This is a genomic window from Pedobacter paludisoli, assembly GCF_052344095.1.
In the GTDB taxonomy this organism is placed as follows: domain Bacteria; phylum Bacteroidota; class Bacteroidia; order Sphingobacteriales; family Sphingobacteriaceae; genus Pedobacter.
This window is the reverse complement of record NZ_CP179926.1, coordinates 339,937-366,853: the sequence shown is the minus strand read 5'-3', so window position 1 is coordinate 366,853 and position 26,917 is coordinate 339,937. Positions and strand designations below refer to the sequence as shown.

The following is a 26,917-nucleotide window of genomic DNA, read 5'->3' as shown; positions in this document are numbered from 1 at the left end:
GTATCAAGTATTAAGACAGCAGGGAGTAGAAAGTTTACTATCAAAACTCATGCGAAACGAGGCAATTTCGCGTTGTTCATCCCGAGCATTCGGAAAGCAATCTAATTCCTCCCGTGAGATTGCTTTGTCGTTCCTCCGCGCAATGACAACGGCTTACTTACTTTGTTCCTGCTTTGCGGTAAAAAATAAATTTAAAAGCAAGGAACAAGGAAAAAAGGGTTTAACATTTCAAACGAATTTCCCTAATGATTACTGACCAATTCACTATTGACTAATTTAACCAAATAACCAACCACCCATAAGATTTTTATTACAAGTACTCATCAGTTGAGGCATTTATAGTATATTTGTTTGTTTCATATGCATCCCTACAGCCTATATTCTGATAATGAACTTGCATTCTTGTTAACTCGGGATGACGAATTGGCTTTCAATGAAATTTATCTTCGCTTTTACGGATTACTGTTTATTCATGCTTCTAAGCGCTTAAAAGATGAAGAAGAAGCAAAAGATGCCGTGCAACAACTTTTTGAGAATTTATGGACTAAACGATTTCAGGTTTCTCCGGATGGGAATTTATCTTCTTATTTGTACACCTCGCTGCGCAACCGAATTCTCGATATTTATGCGCATCAAAAAGTAGCCTACAAATACGTCGACTCTCTCCAATCTTTTATTGATCAAGAACAGGTTCTTACTGATTATTTGATTCGAGAAAAAGAAATGGCCCGCATCATCGAGTGCGAAATTGATGCACTTCCCCCTAAAATGAGAGAAATTTTCATTTTAAGTAGAAAAGAAAATAAATCGCACAAGGAAATTGCTCTAGAACTTGAAATTTCGGAACTAACTGTAAAAACACAAGTAAAAAGAGCGCTTAAAATCCTTAGATCAAAGCTTGGCATTGCATTATACATCGCATACGTCCTTAAAATGCACCACTAAACCATTCATTCCCTTTCTTAAAACAGTCAAAAACGAGTTATTTTAACTTAATATTAATTTTTTATAAAAAAATAATATTTCATGTACCCCCATACCCTACCTCTTGCCGTATATACCGTATAAATTAGCCAAACAAAATTCATACATGGAAAAAGACGCAATAAAATTGCTGAAAAAATACACTGAAGGTACCTGCAACGCCGAAGAAAAAGCTTTGGTAGAGCAATGGTATAACCAATTACCTTTAGATGGGAATACACCTAGTATAGATGCAATTGAACGTACTCAACAACGTGTATGGCAAAACATCAACCCAAAGAAAAGCACAGGTAAATACATCCTTTTAAAGCGTGTATCCATTGCTGCAAGTATTTTACTTTGCTTATCCATTGGAATGTACCTTGTATTGTCTAAAAAAGAATCCTTATTCGTTGCTAAAAAAGAATTAAAAGACATCCAACCGGGTGGAAATAAAGCTTTGCTCACATTGGCTGATGGTTCGGTAATTAATTTGGATGAAGCGGCAAAAGGCCAAATTGCCGATCAAAATGGCATTATCATCCGCAAAGCGGAAAACGGACAAATCGAATACATCGTAAAAGATGGATCGGATGTTAGCAAAATTGGCTCAAATACCATTTCTACCCCACGTGGCGGGCAATATCAAGTTAATTTACCCGATGGAACAAAAGTTTGGTTAAATGCCGCATCGTCCTTAAAATATCCCTACGTTTTTACTTCAAACGAACGTTTAGTTGAACTTAATGGCGAAGCATATTTTGAAGTGAGCAAAGATAAAACACGCCCTTTTCGAATTAAAACCGCTCTCCAAACGGTTGAAGTATTGGGCACGCACTTTAATGTAAACGCCTATACGGATGAAAATGCGGTAAAAACCACCTTGTTAGAGGGCTCGGTAAAAGTTAACTCAATACTGGCCAGTGTTAAATTGGTTCCAGGAGAGCAATCTATTTTAACAGCGCAGGACGATAAATTATCCATCAACAAAGAAGTGGATGTAGATAAAGAGCTTGCTTGGAAAAACAATTTATTCTCGTTTGATAACGATGATTTAAAGACAATTATGCGTCAAATATCGCGCTGGTACGATGTTGATGTTGTATATAGCGGAAAAATTAGCGATGAAAAATACGTGGGCGATATCCCGCGAAACAGCAATTTATCGGAAGTATTTAAAATACTCGAACTTAACCACATTCGGGTAGATGCCTCAGGAAAAGTTGTCACTATTTCGGGTAATTAAACTAGCCTGACCCGCTAGCTAAAACCGGTCAAAAAAAGAATTAAAACCAACAACCAAACTAAACTTTATGATGAAAAAACTACCTGAAATCTAAAAAAAGACCTACCTAAAAACCGGAAGCGCTAGAACGCTCCCGGCAGAAATTTGGAACAAGCAGCTCGCTTCGAAACCTAGCTGCTATTTTTTAACCTCATTCAATACAAAGGTATGAAATTAACTACCCTTTACAACCCCGTATGCATTAAACGGAGGGTAAAGACTAAACTTCTATTGGTCATGAAATTGACTACATTATTTTTATTAATTACGGCGTTGCATGTATCGGCTGCTACCTTTTCTCAAACGGTAACAATTTCGCGCAGAACTGCATCTATTAAGCAAGTTTTTAAAGAAATAAAAAAACAAACGGGTTACTATTTCTTCTATAAAGAGCAACTTTTAGAGGGAGCCGCAGCCATTACCGTCGAATTTAACAATGCACCTTTAGCCGAAGCATTAAACACCACATTAAAAAACCAGCCTTTAAGCTACAACATTGTCAATAAAACAATTGTGATTAGTAAAAAGGAAGTGCTTCCTAGTCAAAATCAAACTATTGTTTCTAAAATAGACATTAGTGGAAAAGTAATTGATAAAGACACGGGACAACCGATTCCGGGGGTAAATATTTCGATTAAAAATGGCGCAATGCTCAGCGTATCGAACGACAAAGGTGAGTTTAAATTCTCGGCCGATGCCGGTACCGTAGTCCTATTTAGTTACATTGGTTATGAAGTAAGCGAAGTAAAAATTGGAACGGCAAAAATCTTAACGGTAAAACTTGCCTCTAAAATGACGCAAATGAACGATGTGGTAATTACCGGATATCAAGTAATTAAAAAAGATAACTACACCGGACAAGCGATTACCATGAAAGGCGAAGAGTTGAAGAAAAACAACCCGCAAAACTTGCTAAAAAGTATTCAATCTTTCGACCCGTCTTTTAAAGTACTCGACCCTACGCTGTTTGGTTCGGACCCGAATATGTTGCCTAAAATCAATGTACGCGGAACTACATCGCTCCCATCAATAGACGATACCGAGAACATTTTAGACCGCAATAATTTATCGAGCAATTACAATTTACCGGCTTTTATGTTGGATGGATTTCAGGTTTCATTGCAAACGGTAAACGATTTAGATATTAACCGGATTGAATCAGTTACGCTCTTAAAAGATGCGGCAGCTACAGCGGTTTACGGTTCAAGGGCTGCAAACGGTGTGGTAGTTATTACCACAAAAGCACCTGCACCAGGGAAATTACAACTAACGTACAACTTTGAGCTTCGTGTTAACGCACCTGATTTAAGCGATTACCATGTTTTAAATGCTTCGGATAAATTGGCGTACGAAAAATTGGCCGGTTTATATACTCAAGGGAACTCAACGGCTTACACACAAGAGCAGTTGGATGCAGAATATTTTTTACGTTTAAAAAATGTAGCCAGTGGCATAAACACGTATTGGTTGTCGCAGCCCTTGCAAAATGCTTACGGACAAAAGCATTCAATTTTTGTTCAAGGTGGAGATTCGAAATTTAGGTATGGAGTTGATTTACGCTACGAAACTACGCCGGGCGTAATGCAAGGCTCGGAGCGTGACCGATACAGTGGAGGTATGAATTTCACCTACAACCCAAACCCTAAGCTACTGTTTAGAAACGTTTTAACAGTAAGTCAGGTAAACGGAAAAAATTCTCCTTACGGCGATTTTAACACCTATGTTCGGATGAATCCGTATTATCCGATGACGAATGCGTATGGCGATTTAATTCAAGAAATTGCGAACTGGAAAGTAGATACGCATCAATCGGGTGCCAACCAAATAAAAACCATCAACGTTTTCAATCCTTTGTACGAGGGTACTTTAAACAGCTTTGATAAATCATCGTATTTAGAAATAATTGATGCCTTATCGATGGATTGGAGAATTACGCCAAGTTTAATCTTCAAAACACAGGTAAGTTTAAACAAAAACAAGGAGACCAACGATAAATTTCTCTCGCCTTTAAGCAGTACTTTTTACAACTATTCTACTGCCGATTTAAACAATCGTGGAACGTATGATTTCTCGTCGAACGATCAGTATAATGTAGATGGTAAAGCTACTTTAGGCTTTAATAAACAAATTGGCGAGCAATCGTTCAACTTGGTTTTGGGAACCAATATCATGGCATCGAAAGGTACCTTTGTATCCTTACAAGCACAAGGTTTCTCGAATGATCGATTTACCAACATCGGCTTTGCCAGAACCTACAAACAAAATGCTGCACCAGGCGGTAACGTATCTGAAAATCGCTTAGCGGGGATGTTTTTCTCTGGAAACTACGCGTTTAAAAACAAATACTTGCTCGATGCATCGTTCCGTTACGAGGGTTCATCCACCTTTGGTGCCAACAAACGCTTTGCTCCATTTTGGTCGGTTGGTTTGGGTTGGAACTTGCACAACGAAAATTTCTTGAAAGGATCGAATGTAATTAGTCAATTGCGTTTAAAGGCAAGTACTGGACTTTTAGGTTCGGTTTCTTTTCCGCCTTATTTATCTAAATCGATTTATCAATACAATACATCTAACTGGTACTCAACCGGTTTAGGTGCTACAGTAATGGGTTACGGAAACGATAATTTGCAATGGCAAAAAACACAAGCTTCTGATGTGGGCTTCGATTTAGGCTTATTTAAAGACCGTGTAGTAATTTCGCCTCGTTATTACTATAAATTAACCAAAGGTTTAATTACCGATATCGATTTATCGCCGTCAACAGGTTTTACTACCTACAAAGAAAATTTAGGCGACCAAGCAAATAAGGGATACGAGTTGTATTTAACAGCCAATGTGTTCCGCTCTAAAAATTGGAACATCAATTTGCAAGGAAACTTAGCTCACAACGAAAATACTTTGGTTAAAATTTCAAATTCATTAAAAACCCTGAACGATAAAATTGATCAATACCAAACCAATGCGGCTAACAATGCGCAATCTACGCCTTTGTTGCGTTACAATGAAGGGCAATCGTTAAGCACCATTTATGCGGTAAAATCGTTGGGTATTGACCCTGAAAACGGAAAAGAGATTTTTGTTAAAAAAGATGGTTCATTAAGTTATGTGTGGGATGTTAAAGACATTCAGCCGATTGTAGACGGGGCACCTAAAGTGGATGGAAACTTAAACGGAAACATCAGCTTCAAAAACTTTTTGGTGAGCTTAAGTTTTTATTACCGTTTTGGTGGCTATACCTACAACCAAACTTTAGTTGACCGCGTAGAGAATGCCGATCCTCGTTTTAACGTTGACCAAAGGGTATTGGAACAAAGATGGATAAAACCGGGCGACCAATCGTTTTATAAAAACATTGCCGATTTATCGATCACCAATGTTTCGTCTCGCTTCATTCAAAAAGAAAATTTAATTGAGTTAAGATCGATATACATTTCGTACGATATGAAACAAAAATTCCTTAAAAAAGCTGGTTTCCAGAGCTTACGCCCGGCTATCACTTTTAACGATATTTTCAGATCATCAAGTATAGAAATGGAACGCGGTATTTATTATCCATTTGCCAGAACCTGTACATTTTCATTAATGGCTTCATTCTAAAATTAAAAATGATGAAAAAATATATATTCATACTCGCTATTGTTCTTTTTTGCGCTTCGTGTAAAAAGTTTTTAGATGTTCAACCGGAGTCGGAAGTAGCAAAAGAACAGCTTTTTAGTACCGAAGATGGTTTTAAAGAGGCATTGAACGGCGTTTACACGCATTTTGCCGGAAGCAATTTGTATGGAGGAAATCTTACCTTCAGCAATTTGGATATCATGGCACAGAATTACCAATTTACGCGTATTGATTTTCAGAAAGTTGCAGCTTTCGATTATACCGATCCGGGTTTTGTTAATAAAATTAAAACCATCTGGGCCGAATCGTACAAAGGAATTGGCAACGTAAACCAAATTTTGGATGTAATTGAATCGAAAAGAGGCGTTTTTAGAGATAAAAACTACGAATTGATCAAAGGCGAATGTTTGGCTTTACGTGCCTACATGCATTTCGATTTGTTGCGCATGTTTGGCCAATCGTTTAAAAGCACCACCACAACCAAAGTGATGCCGTACGTTACAACCGTATCGAACAAAACAACCCCATTTTCGAGCACTGCCGAGATCATGGAAAAGGTACTTGCCGACTTAAATGAAGCGAAAGCCTTGTTAAAATCGTCAGACCCAATTTTGGATGCAAGTTATGTGGTTGGATACGCTTCAAATGCCAAAACAACCGAGTTAAAAAATGCCTCACTCTTTTTACAAAACAGAAGACACCGTTGCAATTATTATGCGGTTGCGGGGGAATTGGCTAGGGCTTATTTGTACAAAGGCGATTACGTAAACAGTTTAAGCAATGCGAAAGAGGTTATTGAATCGCTAAAATTTCCTTGGACTTTGCAAGAGGATTTCTTTAACGATGACGTAGCAAAAAGAGACCGCATTTTTTACAACGAATTGCTTTTTGGTTGGTATGCGCCAAACTCGAATGACATGTTAAAAACCTTGTTCTCGAACGATGGCCCTGATTATTCGCCAACGGCTAATCAATTAAATTCTATTTACAATTTAGGTACTGTAGGTGCCGACGATTGGCGCTACAAGCAATGGTTTAAATTGGTGAAAAGCACCGGAAATGCCGATCGGTATTATTTGCAAAAGTACATCGTAAATGCTAATCCAATAGCTAATTTACACCCTTTAATGGCGCCGGCCTTGCGTTTAAGCGAAATGTATTTAATTGCCGCCGAAGCCAGTTTTGATAGCAATCCAACAAAAGCGGTTGAGTATTTCAATGTGTTACGCAACCACCGTGGCATTGGCAGCAACTTAAGCAGTACCATCACCAAAACTGATTTTGTTACACAAATAGAGGGCGAATACCGTAAAGAGTTTTACGGTGAAAGTCAGAGCTTCTACATGCATAAACGTCTGAATTTAAACATCATCACTACAGATGGATACATTTATCCCGCTTCGGATAAAATATTTGTATTCCCGATTCCTATTGATGAACAAGCCTATCGTTACTAACCTTTAAGAGACCAGAATATGAACAAGAACATCTTTTATATTTTCCTTTTAAGCATGGTTGTATTTGCCTGCAAAAAGGTTGAAAAAGTTCCATACAGTGCCCCTGATAACATTTATCTTTATTATTTAGACAAAGATAAAAACCAGGATACCACCACTTTAAATTATTCGTTTGCCTACAAACCAAGTTTAGCGCAAGATACCGTTTGGGTGCCTGTAATTATTATGGGACCACGCGTATCGCACAGCCGTGAGTTTGTGTTAAGCGTGGTTGATTCTAACACAACTGCGGTAAAAGGAACACATTACGAACCCTTAAAGGCTTCGTACACCCTTCCGGCCGATTCAGGTAAATTTAAAATTCCCATCATCCTTAAAAATACCGATGAAACGCTAACCAGTAAATCGGTAACCTTAGGCATTCGTTTGGTAACCGGGGGCGATTTTGAGGCCAATTTACCGCTTCCATTAAGAAGTAAAAAAATCACCTTCTCTAATCGCTTAGAAAAACCAGCTTGGTGGATTTACTGGCAATCTTCGTTAGGCGAATATGGCCGAATCAAGCATCAATTGTTTTTAATTTCATCGGGAACGGTTGATTTGGTTGATATGTCGAAACCAAATTCGTACTTAGAAATTCCGCGTACCTTATTTTACATTGACAATACGCGGAACTTTTTAAAAGATCCATTTGCTTGGGTAGCGCGCAATCCGACAAAAGGATATGTGCTAACAAAACGCAGTGATGGCAGTCAGGATTACGATTTCTACAACACCGCATCGCCGACAAAGAAATTTTACCTCAAGTACATTGCCTTGGTAAATGGCTATTTCTTTATCGATGAAAATGGAAACCAAATTGTTATTTAATGTTTCATTCTATAAAAATTAAACGATGAAAATTAAACATATTTTACTTGCGGCATTAGTTGCCCTAGTTTATACAGCCTGTAAAAAGGATTTGGGTAATTACGATTACAATCCACCTTCAGAGCCCGTAATAAAAGAATTTAAGGATTCTACTTTTAAAGCACTTTTGGGCGACTCATTAATTTTAAAGCCCAACATAAGCATTGCCGATGCCAATCCCTTAACCGATTTAAGCTACGAATGGCTAATTATGGTACAAGAAGAATTGCGCGAAGCCACTTACACGGGCTATCCTTTACGCATTGTGTACAATTTAGGGCCGGGTTTGCGCAGCGCCAAATTAAAAATTACAGACAAACGTAATGGCCTTCAATACGTTATTCCTTTCAAAATTCTAGGGAGCACAGCCTTCTCGGTAGGTAAATTGGTATTGAGTAGCGATAATGGAGTTACTAAATTATCTTTTGTAAAGGCCGATAACAAAACCGTTATTCCGGATATTTACAATGCTTTTCATGGGCAAGCCTTGCCAAACAATCCTGTAGAGTTGTTCTTTGTAAATCCCCTGCCGTATCAGCCCATCACCCAGCAACAATATTGGGTTTTATGTGCCGATCCAACCAAACAAAGTCCTTTGTTAGATGCCAGCACACTTTTACGTAAAAGCTATTTCAACGAGCAGTTTTTCACGCCTCCGGCTACCATTACACCGGGTCATTTAGAATCACTTATGGGTTCTGTTACAAACGGTGTAATAAATGGCCGATTGTACATCGGAGTACAATCAACCGCTCCTTTTGCCCCAGATTACGGCAAATTTGCAAACGATCAGGCGGGTGATTACACGCTTTCTAAGTACTTTACACGTGGAAATGGATTCTACTTTGGCTTCGACATTAAGCACAAATCTTTTGTAAACTTTGGGGGCGATGGAACCTTCTTAAACGATTACAAAGTAGATGCTACCGGAACTGCCTTCGACCCGAAAAATGTGGGCATGGACGATCTTTTATACATGCAAACCGGTCAATTAGGTATGTATTACGCCTTTTTTAGAGCGAGCGAAGGAAGTGTTTATGAACTTGCTTTTAGCTACCAATTTGACAATACCACCAAAAAGATGAAAGCCGAATACAAACGTGTTTTCAAAGGGAACAGCTTAGTAAACGCCGATACTAAATGGCAACGCAACAGTTTAAATGTATTCTACTTTAGCTCGAACGATAAAATTTACCGTTACAATCCGTTAAACGAAGATTTGAAAGCCCTTGATGCCGATTTTGGTGGCAAGAAAATTTCGATGCTAAAAATTAGTGCCGACGACAATACCTTAACCGTTGGGGCTTCAGGAAGTGTGTACTCGGTGGATGTATCGGTTGGTAAAAACGGTTCAATTACCGAAACCATCAACGGTATTCCGGGTTCACCTGTAGATATTGTAATTCGCAAATAAGTACAAACCTGTAAAGTTTTTGAAACCTCATACGTTTTAAAAAGGCTTAAAATATACCATTAACGCTCAGCTAAATAACCAGTAGTCTCTTCTGTTTTGAGGAGACTACTCTTTAAAACAAACGAAACTGTTTGCTCGCCCCTATCAGGAAAAGCATTGTTTCATTAAACCAAATTGAACATGAAAATAAAAACGATAGTACTTGCTTGCTTGCTTCCTTTTATGGCAAAAGCACAAACACCAAATTTTACCATTACAGGCAAAATTGGAAACTTAAATACTCCAGCAAAAGCGTATATCGACTACATGGGGAATGGTACAGGCGGGACAGATTCGGCTGTTGTTGTAAACGGAACATTCAAATTTAAAGGCACAGGTTCTGATTACACCTTTGCCCGCATGGCTCTAGACCATACCGGAGGTGGAAAACAACGTGCCGTGTACACAGGCGATGTGATTTACTTTTATTTCGGGAAGGAAAATGTCGCTATCACATCCAAAGATTCATTGGAAAATGCCGTTTTTACAGGTTCCAAAGTCTACGCAGAGTACCAAGCCTACAACAAATACATTGGTGGAACCATCATGGCTTTAACCAAAGCGGTAAACGCCGAATTTAACAGTGGTACTCCCGAGCAACGCAAAGACAGCGTATTTATGAAAGCTGTTGATACACGTTACCGTAAGAACATCGCCAATCGCAACGATAAAATGTTCCAATTCGCAAAAGAAAACCCCAATTCGTACTTCGCATTGGTGGCTTTATCAGAATCATCGGGAAGTAAAGTAGACGAGGCAAAAGTACGTCCGGTTTACAATGCCTTGAACAAAACGATAAAGGAAACCGACATGGGTAAGGAATTACAACAACGCATCGATGCCGGTAAAATCACCGCTATTGGAAAAACGGCTCCATTGTTTACCCAAACGGATGTAACTGGAAAACCACTATCCTTAGAAAGCTTACGCGGTAAAACTGTGTTGGTTGAATTTTGGGCCAGCTGGTGCTCTCCATGTCGTGCAGAAAATCCAAACTTGGTAAAACAATATGCAAAATACCACGACAAAGGTTTTGAAATTTTAGGTGTATCGCTCGATAGCGCCAAAGAAAACTGGTTAAAGGCCATCGAGGCCGATGGTTTGCCTTGGTTACACGTATCGGATTTAAAAGGTTGGAACAACGAAGTTGGACGTTTATACGGCGTTAGAGCCGTTCCAGCTAGCTTTTTGGTTGGTGCCGATGGAAAAATCATCGCCAACGATTTACGCGGAGAGCCTTTAAACAAAAAACTTGCCGAGTTATTCAATTAAAAACGCAAACCCACAAATAGAAAGCATCTACCTACCAAAACGAAGCATAGCCTGAAAAATGGCTATGCTTTTTTTAGATCCAAATTATGACCATACGAATAAAATATACGATTACCACTATCCTAGTAACCTCCTTTATTACAACAGGATTATATGCACAATCCATTAAAAAAGAAACAAAAAAAGCCTTTAGTTACGAGCTATTTTTAGCCCATGCGATAAAAAAAGCTTATCCAGCAAGTGTGCGAATGTGGAGTTTTGATGTAAAACGAAACGAACGCACAGGTGCTCAATTTAGTGGCGTGGTGGTAACAAAAGATGGCTACATTTTAACCGCTGCACATACCGTTGAACCGGGTAACACCTACAAAGTATTTTTTGCCGATGGAAAAGAGTGCATTGCTGTTGCCTTAGGAAAAATGGACAATAAAGAAACACCCGGAATACCCGATATGGGCATGATGAAAATTCAGGATAAAGGCGATTGGCCATTTGCCGAAATGGGTTATTCATCTAGTTTGGTAAAAACGGAACCTTGCATCAGCATTTCCTATCCCGAAAGCTTAAACCAAACGCTACCCACCATTCGCTTAGGGCAAATTGCCGATATAAAAAATACTTACGGATTTATTCAATCGACTTGCAAAATGGAACCCGGAGATTCGGGAGGCCCATTATTTGATTATATGGGGAGAGTAATTGGCCTGCACAGTGCCATCGATGTTGCAGAAGACATGAATTTTGAAGTTAGGATAGATTTATACCGCAAGTATTGGAACGCGATGAAAAAAGAAGTGTTTTACCGCAACTTTCCAACAGAAATTGATTCAATTGGAGAAGATCCTCTTGCGAGAAAAATAAAACAGGATCAAGGGAAAAAATTCAACCACCCTAGTTTTTCGGTGATGGCGACAAAAAATATCGCTTCTGTTTTTTTAATTGAAAGCGAGCGAAAAGGCAAAATCGATAGCATTGAAGCCACTTTAATTAATGTGAAAACTGGGTCGGGACTTAAACAAGTTTTGATAAGCAAAAATACTGAGTTAGGAAATCACCCTATGTTAATCGAAAAAACAGGAAAAATGGCACTTTCTATTCTCTACCAAGACAAAGAAAACGATCTCGTTCTGTTAAGTTCAGCACAATTCATTAAAGGCGGTATTTCGATGGAAAATTTTGCAAAAGAAACGGATAAAACACTGGGGAAACTTGTACTGGTTTCTTTGCATTCCAATCAATATTTATCGGGCATTGCCGGGAATAATGCCTTTAATTCGCCCAAAATAACCAGTCAGCCATACTTAGGTGCAATGGTTGCTTATAATTCAAGTCCAGCAGTGTTTACCTTAATTAAAGAAGAGAGTCCGGTGGTGAGTACAGGCATAAAAATGGGCGATGAACTTATCAGCATCAATGCTAAACCGATAAAAAATTGGAACGAATTTGCACCTGAAATCAGTAAGTTTTGGCCTCAGGATAAAATTACTTTGGAGTGGAAATCGGAAGGGCAAATTAAGTCGAAACAGGTTGTTCTTGCTGGAAGAAATCCGGTTACGAGCAATCACCCGGTTGAAAAGTTTGAAGGCGGAAAATCAATCCGCAGAGATGGTTTTAACCGCGTTTTTAGCATCGATGTAGCCCTTAAACCGAAACAATGTGGTTCAGCAGTTTTTGATAGTGATGGTGTTTTTTATGGGATTTGCATCGCAAGATACAGCAGAGCGGTCACTTTTGTGCTTCCAGCCGATATTGTGAAGGGGATCATTGAAGCGCATGTAAACTAGTGGAATGGGAAAAATCGGGTGTTTTCATCCCCCAACCCCCTTCAAAGGGGGACGCATGACGCCTAAAAAAGAACTGCACATGAGCTAAAGCCAAAGGACTATTTACAAACAAAAAAACCTGCACAGATTATCTGCGCAGGTTTAAAAAATCAGCAAACGATTAATTAATTCCAACCACCACCTAAGGCATGGTAAATGTTTACCACTGCATTTAATTGTTGTTTTTTGGTTTCAATTAATTCCATTTTAGATTCTAAAGCATCGCGTTGCGTCATCAACACTTCAAAATAATCGGCTCTTGCCGATTTAAATAAGTAGTTTGCAATATCAATTGATTGTGTAAGTGCTACTACTTGTTTTACTTTTAAATCGTAGCTTTTTTGCAAATTTGCAATGTTCGATTGTTGGGTAGCTACTTCTACATATCCATTTAAAATGCTGCGCTCATAATTATAAACGGCTTGTAATTGCTTGGCATTGGCCGATAAATATTCTGCTTTAATTGCATTTCGATTAATCAGCGGACCAGCTAAATCTGCGGCCAATGAATACAACAACGATTCAGGTGTACGCAACAAATATGTTGGATTGAATGCTTGATAGCCGATGGCGGCCGAAATATCCAACGAAGGATAAAACTCTGCTTTGGCCACTTTCACATCTAATTTGCTTGCTTCTAGCGCTAACTCGGCCTGTTTAATATCAGGACGATTTGCTAGCAATTGCGCTGGAATACCCGTTTGAACAACAGATGGCACCAAATTGGTAAAATTTGCAGAACTACGTGGAATGGGTTGCGGAAAACGTCCTAATAAAAAATTGATTCTATTTTCCGTTTCTGTAATATTCTGCTGAATACTAAACTCCAAACTTTTAGAGCTTAATACTTCTGCTTCAAATTTTCGCACCGCTAATTCCGTTACACGACTTGCTTGCTTTTGAATTTTCATCAATTCAAGCGCATTGCTTTGCAATTTTATATTGCTTTTAACAATCTCTAACTGATTGTCTTCTGCGAGCAGCTCATAATACGAATTAGCAATTTCGGCAACTAAATTGGTTACGATGAAGTTTTTACCTTCAACACTAGCCAAATAACGATCTACAGCCGCTTTTTTATCGTTGTGCAATTTATGCCAAATATCAGCTTCCCAATGCGCTGTTAAACCCAAGGCAAAATCTGGAAGTGGATCGGGCATTTCCTTACCGGGCTCAATTTCGGTTGAGGCATCGCCTGCTCCTTGGCTGGTGTATCGTCCTACTTTTTCAATCCCTACTCCAGCACCGTAATTTACACTTGGCAAAATTGCTCCTTTTTTCGCCTTCACTTCGTTTTTTGCAATTTCAATTTCTTGCAAGGTGATGTTTAACTCTTGGTTATTTTTTAAAGCCGTATCAATCAGGCTAACCAAATTTGGGTCGGTAAAAAACTGACGCCATTGCAATTTAGCACTGTTAACGGTGTCCTGCGAGGCACTAAAGCCTGCAGGAACATTTTTATTTTCGGCACGTTGGGCTACTTGTGGCAACTTACATGCTGTAGCCGCACAAATTAACGCCAGCCCTAAGCCTTTGTAAACGCTATTTTTAAACATTGTGTTCAATTTCTTCGGTTAATGGATGTTCTTCTTCAATTTTAATCAGCTTATGCTTCTCGGCAATTTTGGCGAAGATGAAGTATAAACCCGGAATGATCACGACCCCGAATATGGTGCCGAAAAGCATCCCTCCTGCCGCAGCAGTTCCAATGGTACGGTTACCAATTTTACCCGGTCCACTTGCAATCATCAATGGAATTAATCCGGCAATAAAGGCAAAAGAGGTCATCAAAATCGGACGGAAACGCACAACCGCGCCTTCCATAGCTGCTTTGAATACCGATAAGCCTTGGGCATGGCGTTGCGAAGCAAACTCTACAATCAACACTGCATTTTTACCCAATAAACCGATGAGCATTACCATGGCCACCTGCGCATAAATATTGTTTTCTAATCCAAATATTTTGATGAAAAAGAAGGCTCCGAAAATCCCTGCTGGTAAAGAAAGGATTACCGAAAGAGGCAAAATAAAGCTCTCGTATTGAGCTGCTAACACCAAATAAACGAATCCTAAACAGATTAAGAAGATGTAAATGGCTTCATTTCCTCTCGACACCTCATCTTTCGAAATACCTGCCCAATCGATACCAAAACCTCTTGGTAAGGTTTTATTGGCTACTTCGGTAATCGCTGCAATGGCTTGTCCTGAGCTGTATCCTTGCGCTGCTTGACCACTAATTTCAGAGGCATTGTACATGTTGTGACGGGTAATTTCAGACAAACCATACACTTTATCCATCCGCATAAAGGCTGAGAATGGCACCATCTCATCGCGGTCGTTTTTAACCGATAGTTTTAAAATATCGTCCGGTAAAGCGCGGTATTGTGGCAATGCCTGCACAATTACCTTGTATTGACGGTCGTATTTGATAAAACTTGTTTCGTAATTACTACCCACAAAAGTAGATAGCGTGTTCATCGCATTATCAATTGAAATGCCTTTTTGCTGGGCTAAATCGTTATCAATGTGCAACATATACTGTGGAAAACTGGCACTATAGAAGGTAAACACCGACGATAATTCTGGGCGTTTGTTTAATTCGGCCACAAAATCTTTCGCCACAGTTTCCATGCGTTTATAATCACCACTACCGGCTTTATCCAATAAACGCAACTCAAAACCACCTGCTGCACCATATCCCGGAACTGCTGGCGGTTGGAAAAACTCGATGGTTGCTCCCGGAATATTTTTTGCTTTTTTCTCTAATTCTTCAATAACATCTACGGCCGAATTTTTACGCTCGCTCCAATCTTTCAAGTTAATTAAACACGTACCTGAGTTAGATCCGGTACCTTCTGTTAAAATCTCGTATCCAGCCAATGAAGAAACCGATGCTACTCCTTCAATCTCTTTGCTCACTTCTTCTAATTGTTCTGCAACTTGGTTGGTACGCTCTAACGTTGAACCCGGAGGCGTTTGGATAATCGCATACACCATCCCTTGATCTTCGTTCGGAATAAAGCCCGATGGTACACTCGAATTGATAATCCACACACCCACACAAAACGCTGCCAATACGCCAAAAGTTAACATGCGACGCATTACCACTCGGTTTAATATTTTTTCGTATCGACCTGTTAGCTTATTAAATCCACGGTTAAATCCATCGATGATAAAATCGACAGGTGTTTTCTTGTGATGTCCCGGTTGATGTTTTTTCAACATGATGGCACACAAAGCAGGCGTTAACGTTAAAGCTACCACACCCGACAAAATAATAGAAGTTGCCATGGTGATGGAGAACTGACGGTAGAAAATACCCACTGGTCCCGACATAAAGGTTACCGGAATAAACACCGATGCCATTAAGAAAGTAATCGCGATGATGGCTCCACTAATCTCTTTCATAGCCAATTGAGTGGCTTTTAATACCGATAATCGACGATCGTGCTCCATTTTGGCGTGTACTGCTTCAATTACCACAATCGCATCATCCACTACTACCCCAATGGCCAATACCATTGCAAATAAGGTAATTAAGTTTAAGGTGATGCCAAATAGCTTCATGAACACGAAGGTTCCAATTAAAGATACCGGTACGGCAATGGCTGGAATTAAAGTTGAACGCCAATCGCCCAAAAATAAAAACACCACTAAACCCACTAAAATAAAGGCTTCAACCAAGGTGTGAATTACCTTTTCCATCGATGCATCTAAGAATTTAGAAACGTCGTAACTGATTTCGTAATCTAAACCTTTTGGAAAGGAGCTGGCTTTAATTTCGGCCATTTTCGCTTTCACATCTTTAATTACTTGGCTGGCGTTACTTCCGTACGATTGTTTTAACACAATTGCCGCCGAACCTTTACCATTTAAGTGCGAGTATAAATTGTAAGCTGCACTGCTAAAATCAACGTCTGCAATATCTTTTAAGCGCAATAACTCTCCATTCGGATTGGCGCGTACCACAATATTTTCGTATCCTTCTTTGGTGTTGTATCGACCCGAATATTTTAAAACATATTCAAATGCTTGTGTTCTGCGTCCCGAACTTTCACCTGTTTTACCCGGCGATGCTTCTAAACTTTGCTCATCAAGCGATTTCATTACATCGTCAACCGAAATTTTGTAGGCTTGCATACGATCTGGTTTTAACCAAATACGCATGGCATAATCTCTATCACCCAAAATATCCGCAAAACCTACTCCATCAATTCGCTTTAATTCAGACAGTAAATTGATATCGGCATAGTTGTACAAGAAACTTTCGTTCATCTTCGGATCCTTGCTATACAAGTTAATGTACATCAACATATTCGATTCTTCACGACTGATTTTCACCCCTTCGCGTACCACTAGAGGAGGTAATTTATTGGTTACAGCTGCTACACGGTTTTGCACGTTTAAGGAAGCCTGATTAGGATCGGTACCTAAATTAAATACCACTTGAATGGTTGCTTCCCCATCGTTACCGGCATCGGATGCGATGTATTTCATCCCCGGAACACCGTTTAAAGCGCGTTCTAAAGGAATTACTACCGATTTAATTAACAACTCGTTATTTGCACCTGGATATTCGGCCGTTATGTTCACCTTTGGAGGCGAAATGGTAGGAAATTGTGTTACAGGTAAAGAAGTAATAGCCAATACCCCCAAAAACACAATTATAAGCGAGACTACAATAGAAAGGACCGGCCTTTGTATGAATTTGCTAAACATAATATTTGTATAAGGGTTAAATTATTCTGCTTTTAATCGCAATTTTTGAATAACGTCTTTCGGATCTTGGAATTTAACCTCTACCTTATCGTCGTCTTTTACTTTTTGAACACCTTCTAGTAAGATTTTATCGCCTTCGGCAAGACCTGAGCTAATCACATATAAATCAGATAGTTCAGCAGCAACAGTGATATTTCTAGAGTGTACCGTATTTTTAGCATCGATTACAAAAACGTACGTTTTATCTTGGATTTCGTAGGTTGCTTTTTGTGGGATAACCAATACATTTTTCAAAGGCACAACCATTTGAATTTTACCGGTTTCTCCATTGCGCAATAAGCTTCCCGGATTTGCAAAACGTGCTCTAAAAGCGATGTTACCTGTTTCGTTGTCAAATTCACTTTCAACCGTTTCTACTTTTCCTTTTGTGTTAAACAAGGTATTGTTGGCCAACAATAAGCCTACTTCTTGCGTACCTTTACTCTTCACCAAATCTTGATAATTTAAGTATTCAGGCTCTGAAACGTTGAAATAGGCAAAAATTTGGCTATTGTCAGACAAGCTGGTTAACAAAGCACCTTCATCAACCAAACTTCCCAATTTTAGCGGAATACGGTCGATGGTACCATCAAATGGCGCTTTAATTTCGGTTAAGGCTAAATGCATTTTTGCTAAAGATGTTTCGGCATTTGCTCCGGCCAATTTTGCTTTTGCCATGGCCAATTCGTTTTTCGAAACCACATTTTTATCGGCTAGCAATTTGGTGTTTTGCAATTCAATTTCAGCAGCTGCGGTTTCGGCTTGTGCCTTTTCTAATTCGGCTTGCAATAAACGAGGCATAATTCTGAACAGCACTTGTCCGGCTTGTACATGCTGACCTTCATCTACATAAATTTTTTCTAAATAACCTTTTTCTTGTGCTCTAAGTTCAATATTCCGAACCGAACGAATTTGTGAAACATACTCCTTTGTGTACGAAGTATCAACTTTTAATGGTGATGTAGCGGTGTAGGTGGCTACTTCTTCCTTTTCTTCTTTTTTCGAGGTACAACCTGTTACGTAAAGCAAAGCACACAAGCCAAAGCAAATGACATTTCTCTTCATCTTTTTTTCTACTGTAAGTTAATCTGATTTTATTTTTTCTTCATTAAATAGGTCTCGAAAACCAAGGCATTGGTAACTGTCTTCTTCTATCCGACAGATTATTGGTTCAAAATCATGTAGTTCCCTCATCCGATTTAATATGAGTACGAAATAAATAGAACTTTATGAAGTTATAATGAAGTTCTTCTTCAGGTTTGAAAAAGTGAAAGTGAAAAAGAAAATTGAAGATTGTGCGTAAAAGTATTTTTCACTTAAAAAAGGTTAGTCAAATAATTTGGAACACATAGAGCCATAGGACACATAGGAAAGCACCGCGTATAGATCCTTCACTCCGCTCGAGGATGACAAAGTTCTAGCCTAGTTAGTTTGCCACGGAAGCACAGAAAACGCGGAAATTTTAGAGAATCGTCCTTGCGCGGAGGAAAGACGCCTATTCTGAAACTTCGGGGAAGCAATCTCACATTTGAAATTAGATCACTTCAGCTCGCACTATCTGGCTTCGCGATGACGAATTGAGTAGCAACCTTACATTTTTTCACTTTGGACTTTCAACTTTGGACTTTAGACTCTCTACTCTTTTACTCCCTGCTATCTTAATACATGATACTAATCACTTAATGCTCTAACTGCAAAAAAAATCCCCTGACGAATCAGAGGACTTAGTTTTAATTTAGTATAGTATATAGTTTTTTATCCTTTTTTGGCCATGTCAATCATCATAGTTAATTCATCAACAGCGGCTTCGTTGCTGCCTTCAAAACCCATTAAACTAAAACGGATATTTCCTTTTGGATCGATTACAAATTTTGAGGGAATACCGCTTACTTTATAATCGCTTACTACTTTATTTACCTTTGTTTGTGGATCTTTTAAGTCCATTAAAACATCGAAAGTATATTTCTGCGATTTGATGTAGTCGTCAGCTTCTTTGGTTGCATCGGCTGTTTTTTCCCAGGTATGGATAAATAAAAATTTCACGTTTTCATCGCTTTTAAATTTATTTACCGCCATTTGCATTGCCGGGAAAGATGCTTTACACGGACCGCACCAAGTTGCCCAAAAATCAAGAATTACCACTTTACCTTTCAAGCTACTCAAGGTTACTTTATTTCCATTTAAATCGGTTAAAGTAAAATCGGCAGCCGGTTTATTTTGAATCTCTTTTGTTAGTTTTTGCGTTAAGTTGGCTAAAATACCGGCTCTAATTTCAGCTGCATAAGCCTCAAAACCCGCTTCAGTACCTTTCAATTTAATGTATAAGGTCTTAAAATCGGCAATCATGGCTTCGTTTGCTTTACCCGATTTTACTGCTTCTTCTAACTTTGTATAGGCTTCTTCGTTTCTGTTTAAGGCCATTAAAATTTTAGCATATTTATAATTGGCATTCGCCGATGCAGTTTTGGGGTTTTTAGCTACTAAATCGGCGTATTTCAATGCTTCTTCATACCGTTTCTCTTCAAATAAAATACCGGCGTAGGTCATGGTTAAGCCTGGGTATCCTGATGCGGCAAATTTAGATGAATTGGCATCAGGAAGTTTTCCATCGTAATATACTTTGGCACTTTCCATCGCTTTTTTATAGTAGATTGATGCATTTTTCAAATCACCAGAAGTGTAAAAAGTAGCCGCTACTGAGCCATAACCATTGCCTTTCCAAAAATCGGCTTGTAACTTTTCAATGTACTCAATTGCCTTGGCTGTATTTTTTTCTTTTGCATATTGATTTGCCACTGCGGTAACTACGTAATCGTAACTAACAAGCTCCTCACCTGTTCCAGTTACTTTAAATTTTGCAATCCAAGCTTTGTATGCTTTTTCTTTTTCAAGACCTGTTTTTGCCTCATAAACGGTGTTCGCAGCCTTCCCTCTTGCTCTTGAACCTAATGGAAATTTCACATATTCCATGTCAATTAACGAATCAACCGTTTTTTGTTTTTCTAAGCGATAGTAATAACCGATAGCCATATCCACTTCATTTTCTTTACTAGATGCGGCTAAGCTTTTCAATTTAGCATTTAACAAATCTTTATCGGTAGGCACTTTAGAGGTAATTAATTTTTCTAAATATGCGCGTGTCGTATCTGCCGGTTTTGATTGTGCCTTAAGTCCATTTGCTGCTAACAACCCTGCGAGTGTTAACAACCCTATGCAATTCATTTTCATTTGTTTAAAGTTATTTTAATGCTGGTTCCTTATTTATTTGTGTGTTTTAGGGCGCCGATTAAAGCGCCCTAGGTTTTAGTTTGGATAGCCTGTATTTTGTGTTAATGCAGTATTGGCTAAGATTTGTGCTTGTGGAATTGGGAAAAGAACGGCTGTAGATTTCCAGGTTGTTGGGCGTAATGCACCCAATACGGCATCGGCACGATTGGTTCTTTTCAAATCGAACCAACGGAAACCCCATTCGCCAAAAAACTCTACTTTTCTTTCTTGTTCAACCGCTGTAAGTGTTTGTGGTTGTGTTAAGGTTGCACTCACTCCGCCTAATCCGGCACGCAATCTAACCGCATCTAAATCGGTTTTTGCTCCCGAAAGGTTGTTTTGTTGTGCACGGGCTTCTGCACGGATTAAATATTGCTCTGCTAAACGCAAGGCCACATTGTATTCGTTTCCAGTTCCCGAACCTACTTTGTACTTGGTTATTCCATAGTAGTTTTTACCGCTAATGGTTTTGGTAACCGTCCAGTTGGTACGGCGCAAATCGCTTGTATTTTCAAAACTCGCATACATACCATCGCTCAACGTATAGGTTGGAACGACCGTTGCAGCGGTGATAAATGCCGCTCCCGAAACCGATAAACCGGTTGCATTGCCTATTTGCCAAATAATTTCGCTACTGGTATTGATGAATGCTGCATCTGGCGCCGGCATTCCGTACACAGTACTGCCAATTACAGTTGTTGCTTGTGCCTCTGCTTCTGCATATTTCTTTTGATACAAATAAACACGTGCCAATAAAGCCGTTGCTGCATACTTGTTTACCCGGCCTTTAAAGGTTCCAACATAGGCCGTTGGCAGTAAATTTTGAGCATCGATTAAATCGGTGGTTATTTGAGCATATACTGCCGCTACAGAAGAGCGTGGCAAAGCAGCATTTTCAAACGCTGAATAATCGTCTTTTAATGGCATTGGAATATCGCCATATAAATTCACCAATTCAAAGTATACAAAAGCTCTCATAAACTTTGCCTCGCCCAATAACTGTGATTTTAACGAAGGCGTTAAAGTGGTTGAAGCCGTAATACCACTAATGGCATTGTTTGCATTTTTAACCAATTGATATGGATAATACCAAATGTTGCCTACATTTAAGTTTGTGATTGCCAAGGAATTTTTACTAAACTCTTGAATGGCAGCATCGGCACCGTTGTATTGCAAATCATCGCTTGAAATACCAGGATAAAACAACACATTGGTTAAAAAAGCATTTGTTCCAGCCGAGGCGGTGGTGTACAAACCCAAAACCACACTTTGCGCTGTTGCATCGGTTTTAAATGCATCTTCAAATAAAACTTGGGTAGGTGGCGCACCCAATTCTACAAACTTTTTACACGACGAAACTGAAAAGATAGTTCCAACGAAAAGCGTTTTATAAAGGATATTTTTAAATCTATTTTTCATGTTTTCTACGCTTAAAATGAACAATTAATTCCAAACACAATGGTTCTTAAAGGCGGCATTACTTGGCCAATAGTTCCTGTACCTAAGCCTGGGGGACCTCCTTGAACCGTCGTTTCTGTATCCAAAGTGTATTTATTTTTCGCCCAGATATACAAATTTTGTCCTTGTACATAAATATTGGCATTCGACATTTTAACTGCCCTTAACCACTGTGCAGGTAAGTTGTACGATAGGTTTACCGATCTAAGTTTCAAATACGAGGCATCCCCATATACCGCATCGGATGAGGTAAAGTTGTTGTATGAATTTGAAATTACAGTACCTGATGTGGCCGATGCACCCGGATTATTACTACCAGTGTTGCTTGGCGACCAACGATCTAACCAATAGGTATTTTGATTTGCAAATGCGCCCGGACGGGTATTTAAAATTTGTGTCACTCCAAAACGGTGGTTAAATTGGAAGAAAATACCCAGTTCAAATCCTTTATAGGTAAATGTATTATTGAAACCGCCAAAAAATGGAGTACCTTGATCAGCAATATAACGGTCAGCCGTAGTAATAGAACCGTTTCCATCGCGGTCTTCATACATGGCTGCTCCCGTTGATGGATTTACACCCAAATAATGATACAAACGAATTAAATTAATCGGCTCACCTACCACATAACTCGATGCGTAGAACGATTTTTCTAAATCAGGGAATTCGACCAATTTATTATTGTTAAAAGTAAAGTTGGTAGATGTTTTCCAAGTAAAATCGCGCCCTTGAATGTTGGTTGTATTTAACTCAAACTCCCAACCTTTATTTTGTACTAAAGCCGGAAGATTTAAGGTATATGAATTGTATCCACTTTGTGTTGCCAATGCTGCAGATGAAATTTGATTCGACGATCTGTTTCTGTAATAATTAGCTGTGAAATAAATCCGATCGCGTAAAAAGCCTAAATCAATTCCAAATTCTAACTTTTTATTGGTTTCCCATTGGATGGTTTCATTTGGAAGTGTCACCACGTTCATGGCCGCATTTCCTAAATAAGCTGAAGCGCTTGAGTACAATGGCAAATAAATATAGTTAGATATCTGATCGTTACCCGTTGTACCGTAACTTCCTCTAAGTTTACCAAAACTTAAGAACGATGCACTGTTTTTAACAAAATCTTCGTTGCTGAAAATCCATCCGGCACCAATTGCCCCGAAATTTCCAAAACGATTGCTTGGTCCAAATCGAGAAGATCCATCTCTTCTAAAAGTTGCATTTAACAAGTACTTTTCGTTCCAATCGTAATTCAACTTAGCAAAAACCGCATTGTATTTGTATTTCACAATGTTGTTATAGGTTACTGTGGTAGTCCCAGCTGCAACTAAGGTTCCTAAAAGTGCCTCGTTGCTGTAATTTGAACCCGTTATGTACAATGCATTAGAAGTATTTTGTTGAAAACTTGTTCCCAAAAGGGCTGTTAATTTTCCTTTTCCAATAGTTTTAACATAATCAATTGTAGGCTCTACAATCCAGTTTCCGGCATTGTTATAGGTAAAAGCAGCTGAACTTGCCGGACTGTTCGCTGGGTTTTGCGACGAAGCCGGATTGGTTGCTATCTGATCTAAACGTGTATTGGTGTAGCCTAAATTTAACTTCGCAGTTAAGCCATTAATAATGCTATAACGTAAATTACCACTGGTAATTAAATTGGTGGTAGTTCCTGTGTACCGTTTCAATAACGAAGCCAAGGGATTGGTAAATCCAGTTGCCCAAAATAACTTTCCATTAGCATCATACAGGGGTAAATTTGGCGGCAAGTTATAAGCCGAGCTCACATCCGAAGTAGGGAGGCTGGTGTTATCGTAAGTATAACTTACTGAAAATGCCGCACCAAACTTTTTATTAATTGAAGTATGATCTAAATTTAGACGCGATGAAAAACGTTTATCGTTGTTATCGCCCATATACACCGTACTTTCTTTGCGGTAAGAACTATTAAAAAAGAAACGTGTTTGCTCATTTCCTCCTGATAAAGTCCCTTGAATATCGCTTACATGACCACGGTTACCAATTAATAATTTTTGAAAATCGGTAGAATTATTTTGATCCCACACGGTTAAATCAGGAGCATTGGTACTGTTGGGCGTAACATTATCGTTTTTAAATGCTTCGGTTCGTACAGCTAAATACTCTTGTAAATTCATCATTGGGATGAAACGACTTACTTCGGTAAAACCGCTACTCATGTTCACTCCTACGCGTACTTTTCCAACTTTCCCCTTTTTGGTGGTAATTAACACCACGCCATTTGCTCCACGAGAACCGTAGATAGAGGTTGCATCGGCATCTTTCAACACATCAATCCTTTCAATGTCTGATGGATTGATCATGCCAAATGGACTAATACCGCCGCTCGCGCCCGATGTACCAAATGCATTTAAGTTATCGGTTGCAGGCGAACCTCCATTGAAATTGGTAAAAGGAACACCGTCAATTACATATAAAGGTATACCGCCTGATGACAGGGTGTTTTGTCCACGAATTTGCACCTGAACAGCTCCACCCGGAACACCGTTATTTTGTGCGATTAATACCCCCGACATACGACCAGCCAAGGCGGCCAATGGATTCCCAACAGGCTGTTTTTCAATATCTTTTGCCGTGATTGACGCTACTGAACTGGTACTGGTTTTACGGGTAGTTGTGCCATAACCGATTACCTGAACCTCGTTTAAACTCCCTACTTCAGGCACTAAATTAACGCGGATACTCGTTTGTTCCGCTACAAAAACCTCTTTTGTAACATAACCTATATAACTGATAATTAACACATTACTCTTACCATCAGGCAAACTAATAGAAAAATGGCCATTTACATCTGTTGCGGTGCTAACAGAATTATTCCCTTTTAATCGGATACTAACACCTGGCAAAGGTTTTCCGTCTTCATCACTAACCATTCCCCCAATACGTACATCTTTTTTGTTTACTGTTGATGCTGGAGTTTCTTTTTTCGAAAGCAGAATTTTGGCATCTACCTGTGTATAAACGATACCCGTTCCTGCCAAAATTAAGTCCAATGTTTCGGTAACTGAACGTTTCTGTAGTGGTAAATTCGTAACTTTTAAATTTTTCAATTCATTATTCCGGTATAGAAATCTGAATTTACTGGAGTTTTCAATCTTCTGAATTGCCGATAAAATACTCTCGTTATTTACACCAATGGTTACTTGCACCTGATCCATTGTTTGGGCATTTGTAACATTGGCAAAAATAAATTGAGAGGAGACAAATAATACGAACGCTATAACAAAGCTTATGCGCATAAGTTGACGAATTAAAAATCGTTTGTAAGGATTAAGAGAAAAGAATACATAATTCCTCCTACCCTCTGCCGATTGTGCAGAAAAATACATAATTTTAAATGTTTTAAATGAATCTTAGAAAATTGTTAAAACGCAATGGATATAGTTAGCGCTATATCCTTTACCTGACTCCTTGTTTAGCGACAAGGAGTTTTTTTTATTCATTTATATTCGCTTGTAGTAGTTTTTTTTCATGTTTGATTGGTTTAGTTGATGATTAAATTAATTCTTAAAGAGGTTAAAAGTTTATTCACAGCCTTCGCCTTTGATGGTTATTCCGCCGGCTTCTACTTGATATTGTGCATAATTAAAAGAACAGATCACTTTAAGGATCTCTTCTAACGACTCTCCCTTTAGAAAAGTAGCTGAGAAACGACAATTCTTTGTATTTTCATTTGCAAAACGGATGCTTTTATTAAATCGCTTTGCTAAAACTTCTGCCGCTTGTTCCATGGTTACGTCGTCAAAAAACAAATCGCTTTGTTGCCATTCTATGCTCGATGTAGCCACTACAGATTTCAGATCGGCTTTTTTAATTTCTTTGTGAAATACAATTTGCTGATTTGGTTTTAACACAGCAATTGTTGAACTTCCATTTAAAACCCCTACTTTTCCCCTAGTTACGGTTACTTTAATAAAAGCATCATTATGGTATGCTCGAACATTAAAGGCAGTTCCTAAAACGACGGTTCTTAATTTGCCCGAGTGTACCACGAAAGTTTTTTTATCGTCGTGTTTAATGTCAAAATATCCTTCTCCCGTTAACACCACTTCGCGCTTAGTACTAGCAAAACTCTTTGGGTAGCGTATAGAGCTATGGTTATTTAACACCACCGTACTCCCATCGGGCAAGGTAACTTTTCGATGTTCTGTAGAAGCGCTTAATACAACCATATCCGCAGTATTTATCGCTGCTACTGAATCAACTATTATATTTTTACTAATCGCAATTTCTGCTTTTTGTACAGACTTTAGCTTCCATAAGCCTATTAAACCTACTATAAACACTGCCGCTGCCCACCCCATCCAGGTACTTAGTTTAAACTCACCTCTCTTTGGCTTCGCGGTTGTATCTGAAGCAAAGATGCGATGCAAAATTCTATCGGCTTTTACCTCTTCTAAATCAATTTCATCTGCTCGATCCCAAATACTGTCCATCAACATCTCTAAGGTATCATCTGCTTTGGCTTCTTTAATTAAAGCCATAAATTCATCCAGCTCTGCTGCCGAATATTTTTTATCTATATATTGTTGAAATAAGTAAGCAGCTCTCTCTTGTTGCATTATTTTTAATTTAAGCGTTAAAAAATAATTGACATTATGGACCAACAAATAAGCCCTTTATCTTA

15 protein-coding genes are annotated in these 26,917 nt (G+C 38.8%); 8 read left to right on the top strand and 7 right to left on the bottom strand.

Annotated elements, in window-relative coordinates; all coding sequences use genetic code 11:
- Positions 1-360 precede the first annotated feature (360 nt).
- The 8 genes from ACJVDK_RS01410 to ACJVDK_RS01375 all read left to right on the top strand — a co-directional run bounded on the left by ACJVDK_RS01410 (position 361) and on the right by ACJVDK_RS01375 (position 12,738).
- Positions 361-945, top strand: a complete 585-nt coding sequence (locus ACJVDK_RS01410) for an RNA polymerase sigma-70 factor (RefSeq protein WP_443938538.1) — start codon at positions 361-363, stop codon at positions 943-945.
- 145 nt (positions 946-1,090) lie between these two features.
- The gene (locus ACJVDK_RS01405; protein WP_443938537.1) at positions 1,091-2,209 is read left to right on the top strand and encodes a FecR family protein; all 1,119 of its coding nucleotides are present in this window, start codon (positions 1,091-1,093) and stop codon (positions 2,207-2,209) included.
- A gap of 276 nt (positions 2,210-2,485) precedes the next feature.
- Positions 2,486-5,845: a SusC/RagA family TonB-linked outer membrane protein gene (locus ACJVDK_RS01400; RefSeq protein ID WP_443938536.1), complete on the top strand. Its 3,360-nt coding sequence runs from the start codon at positions 2,486-2,488 to the stop codon at positions 5,843-5,845.
- 11 nt (positions 5,846-5,856) lie between these two features.
- On the top strand, positions 5,857-7,320 hold the full coding sequence (locus tag ACJVDK_RS01395; protein ID WP_443938535.1) for a RagB/SusD family nutrient uptake outer membrane protein: 1,464 nt from the start codon (positions 5,857-5,859) through the stop codon (positions 7,318-7,320).
- An 18-nt stretch (positions 7,321-7,338) separates the two neighbouring features.
- The gene (locus tag ACJVDK_RS01390; protein ID WP_443938534.1) at positions 7,339-8,190 is read left to right on the top strand and encodes a DUF4843 domain-containing protein; all 852 of its coding nucleotides are present in this window, start codon (positions 7,339-7,341) and stop codon (positions 8,188-8,190) included.
- A 25-nt stretch (positions 8,191-8,215) separates the two neighbouring features.
- A complete protein-coding gene (locus tag ACJVDK_RS01385; RefSeq protein ID WP_443938533.1) occupies positions 8,216-9,643 on the top strand; it encodes a PKD-like family lipoprotein in 1,428 nt (475 codons plus the stop codon).
- A 180-nt stretch (positions 9,644-9,823) separates the two neighbouring features.
- Positions 9,824-10,954: a redoxin domain-containing protein gene (locus ACJVDK_RS01380; protein WP_443938532.1), complete on the top strand. Its 1,131-nt coding sequence runs from the start codon at positions 9,824-9,826 to the stop codon at positions 10,952-10,954.
- Between the two features lie 86 nt (positions 10,955-11,040).
- Entirely contained in the window at positions 11,041-12,738 is a 1,698-nt protein-coding gene (locus ACJVDK_RS01375) for a trypsin-like peptidase domain-containing protein (RefSeq protein WP_443938531.1), read from the top strand.
- Between the two features lie 164 nt (positions 12,739-12,902).
- On the opposite strand, the gene ACJVDK_RS01370 is transcribed toward ACJVDK_RS01375, so the two are convergent.
- From ACJVDK_RS01370 to ACJVDK_RS01340, 7 genes are all read right to left on the bottom strand, one after another.
- On the bottom strand, positions 12,903-14,333 hold the full coding sequence (locus ACJVDK_RS01370) for a TolC family protein (RefSeq protein WP_443938530.1): 1,431 nt from the start codon (positions 14,331-14,333) through the stop codon (positions 12,903-12,905).
- Complete coding sequence (locus ACJVDK_RS01365; protein WP_443938529.1) at positions 14,326-17,496, bottom strand: efflux RND transporter permease subunit; 3,171 nt, start codon at positions 17,494-17,496, stop codon at positions 14,326-14,328. Before ACJVDK_RS01365 ends, ACJVDK_RS01370 begins: the two co-directional genes overlap by 8 nt.
- A 21-nt stretch (positions 17,497-17,517) precedes the next feature.
- Positions 17,518-18,600, bottom strand: a complete 1,083-nt coding sequence (locus tag ACJVDK_RS01360) for an efflux RND transporter periplasmic adaptor subunit (protein ID WP_443938528.1) — start codon at positions 18,598-18,600, stop codon at positions 17,518-17,520.
- A gap of 690 nt (positions 18,601-19,290) precedes the next feature.
- Positions 19,291-20,757: a redoxin domain-containing protein gene (locus ACJVDK_RS01355; RefSeq protein ID WP_443938527.1), complete on the bottom strand. Its 1,467-nt coding sequence runs from the start codon at positions 20,755-20,757 to the stop codon at positions 19,291-19,293.
- Between the two features lie 81 nt (positions 20,758-20,838).
- Complete coding sequence (locus tag ACJVDK_RS01350) at positions 20,839-22,221, bottom strand: RagB/SusD family nutrient uptake outer membrane protein (RefSeq protein WP_443938526.1); 1,383 nt, start codon at positions 22,219-22,221, stop codon at positions 20,839-20,841.
- A gap of 11 nt (positions 22,222-22,232) precedes the next feature.
- The gene (locus ACJVDK_RS01345) at positions 22,233-25,619 is read right to left on the bottom strand and encodes a TonB-dependent receptor (protein ID WP_443938525.1); all 3,387 of its coding nucleotides are present in this window, start codon (positions 25,617-25,619) and stop codon (positions 22,233-22,235) included.
- Between the two features lie 195 nt (positions 25,620-25,814).
- Positions 25,815-26,852 carry a FecR family protein gene (locus ACJVDK_RS01340; protein ID WP_443938524.1) on the bottom strand — a complete coding sequence of 346 codons (1,038 nt, stop codon included), beginning with the start codon at positions 26,850-26,852 and terminating at the stop codon, positions 25,815-25,817.
- Positions 26,853-26,917: the final 65 nt, after the last annotated feature.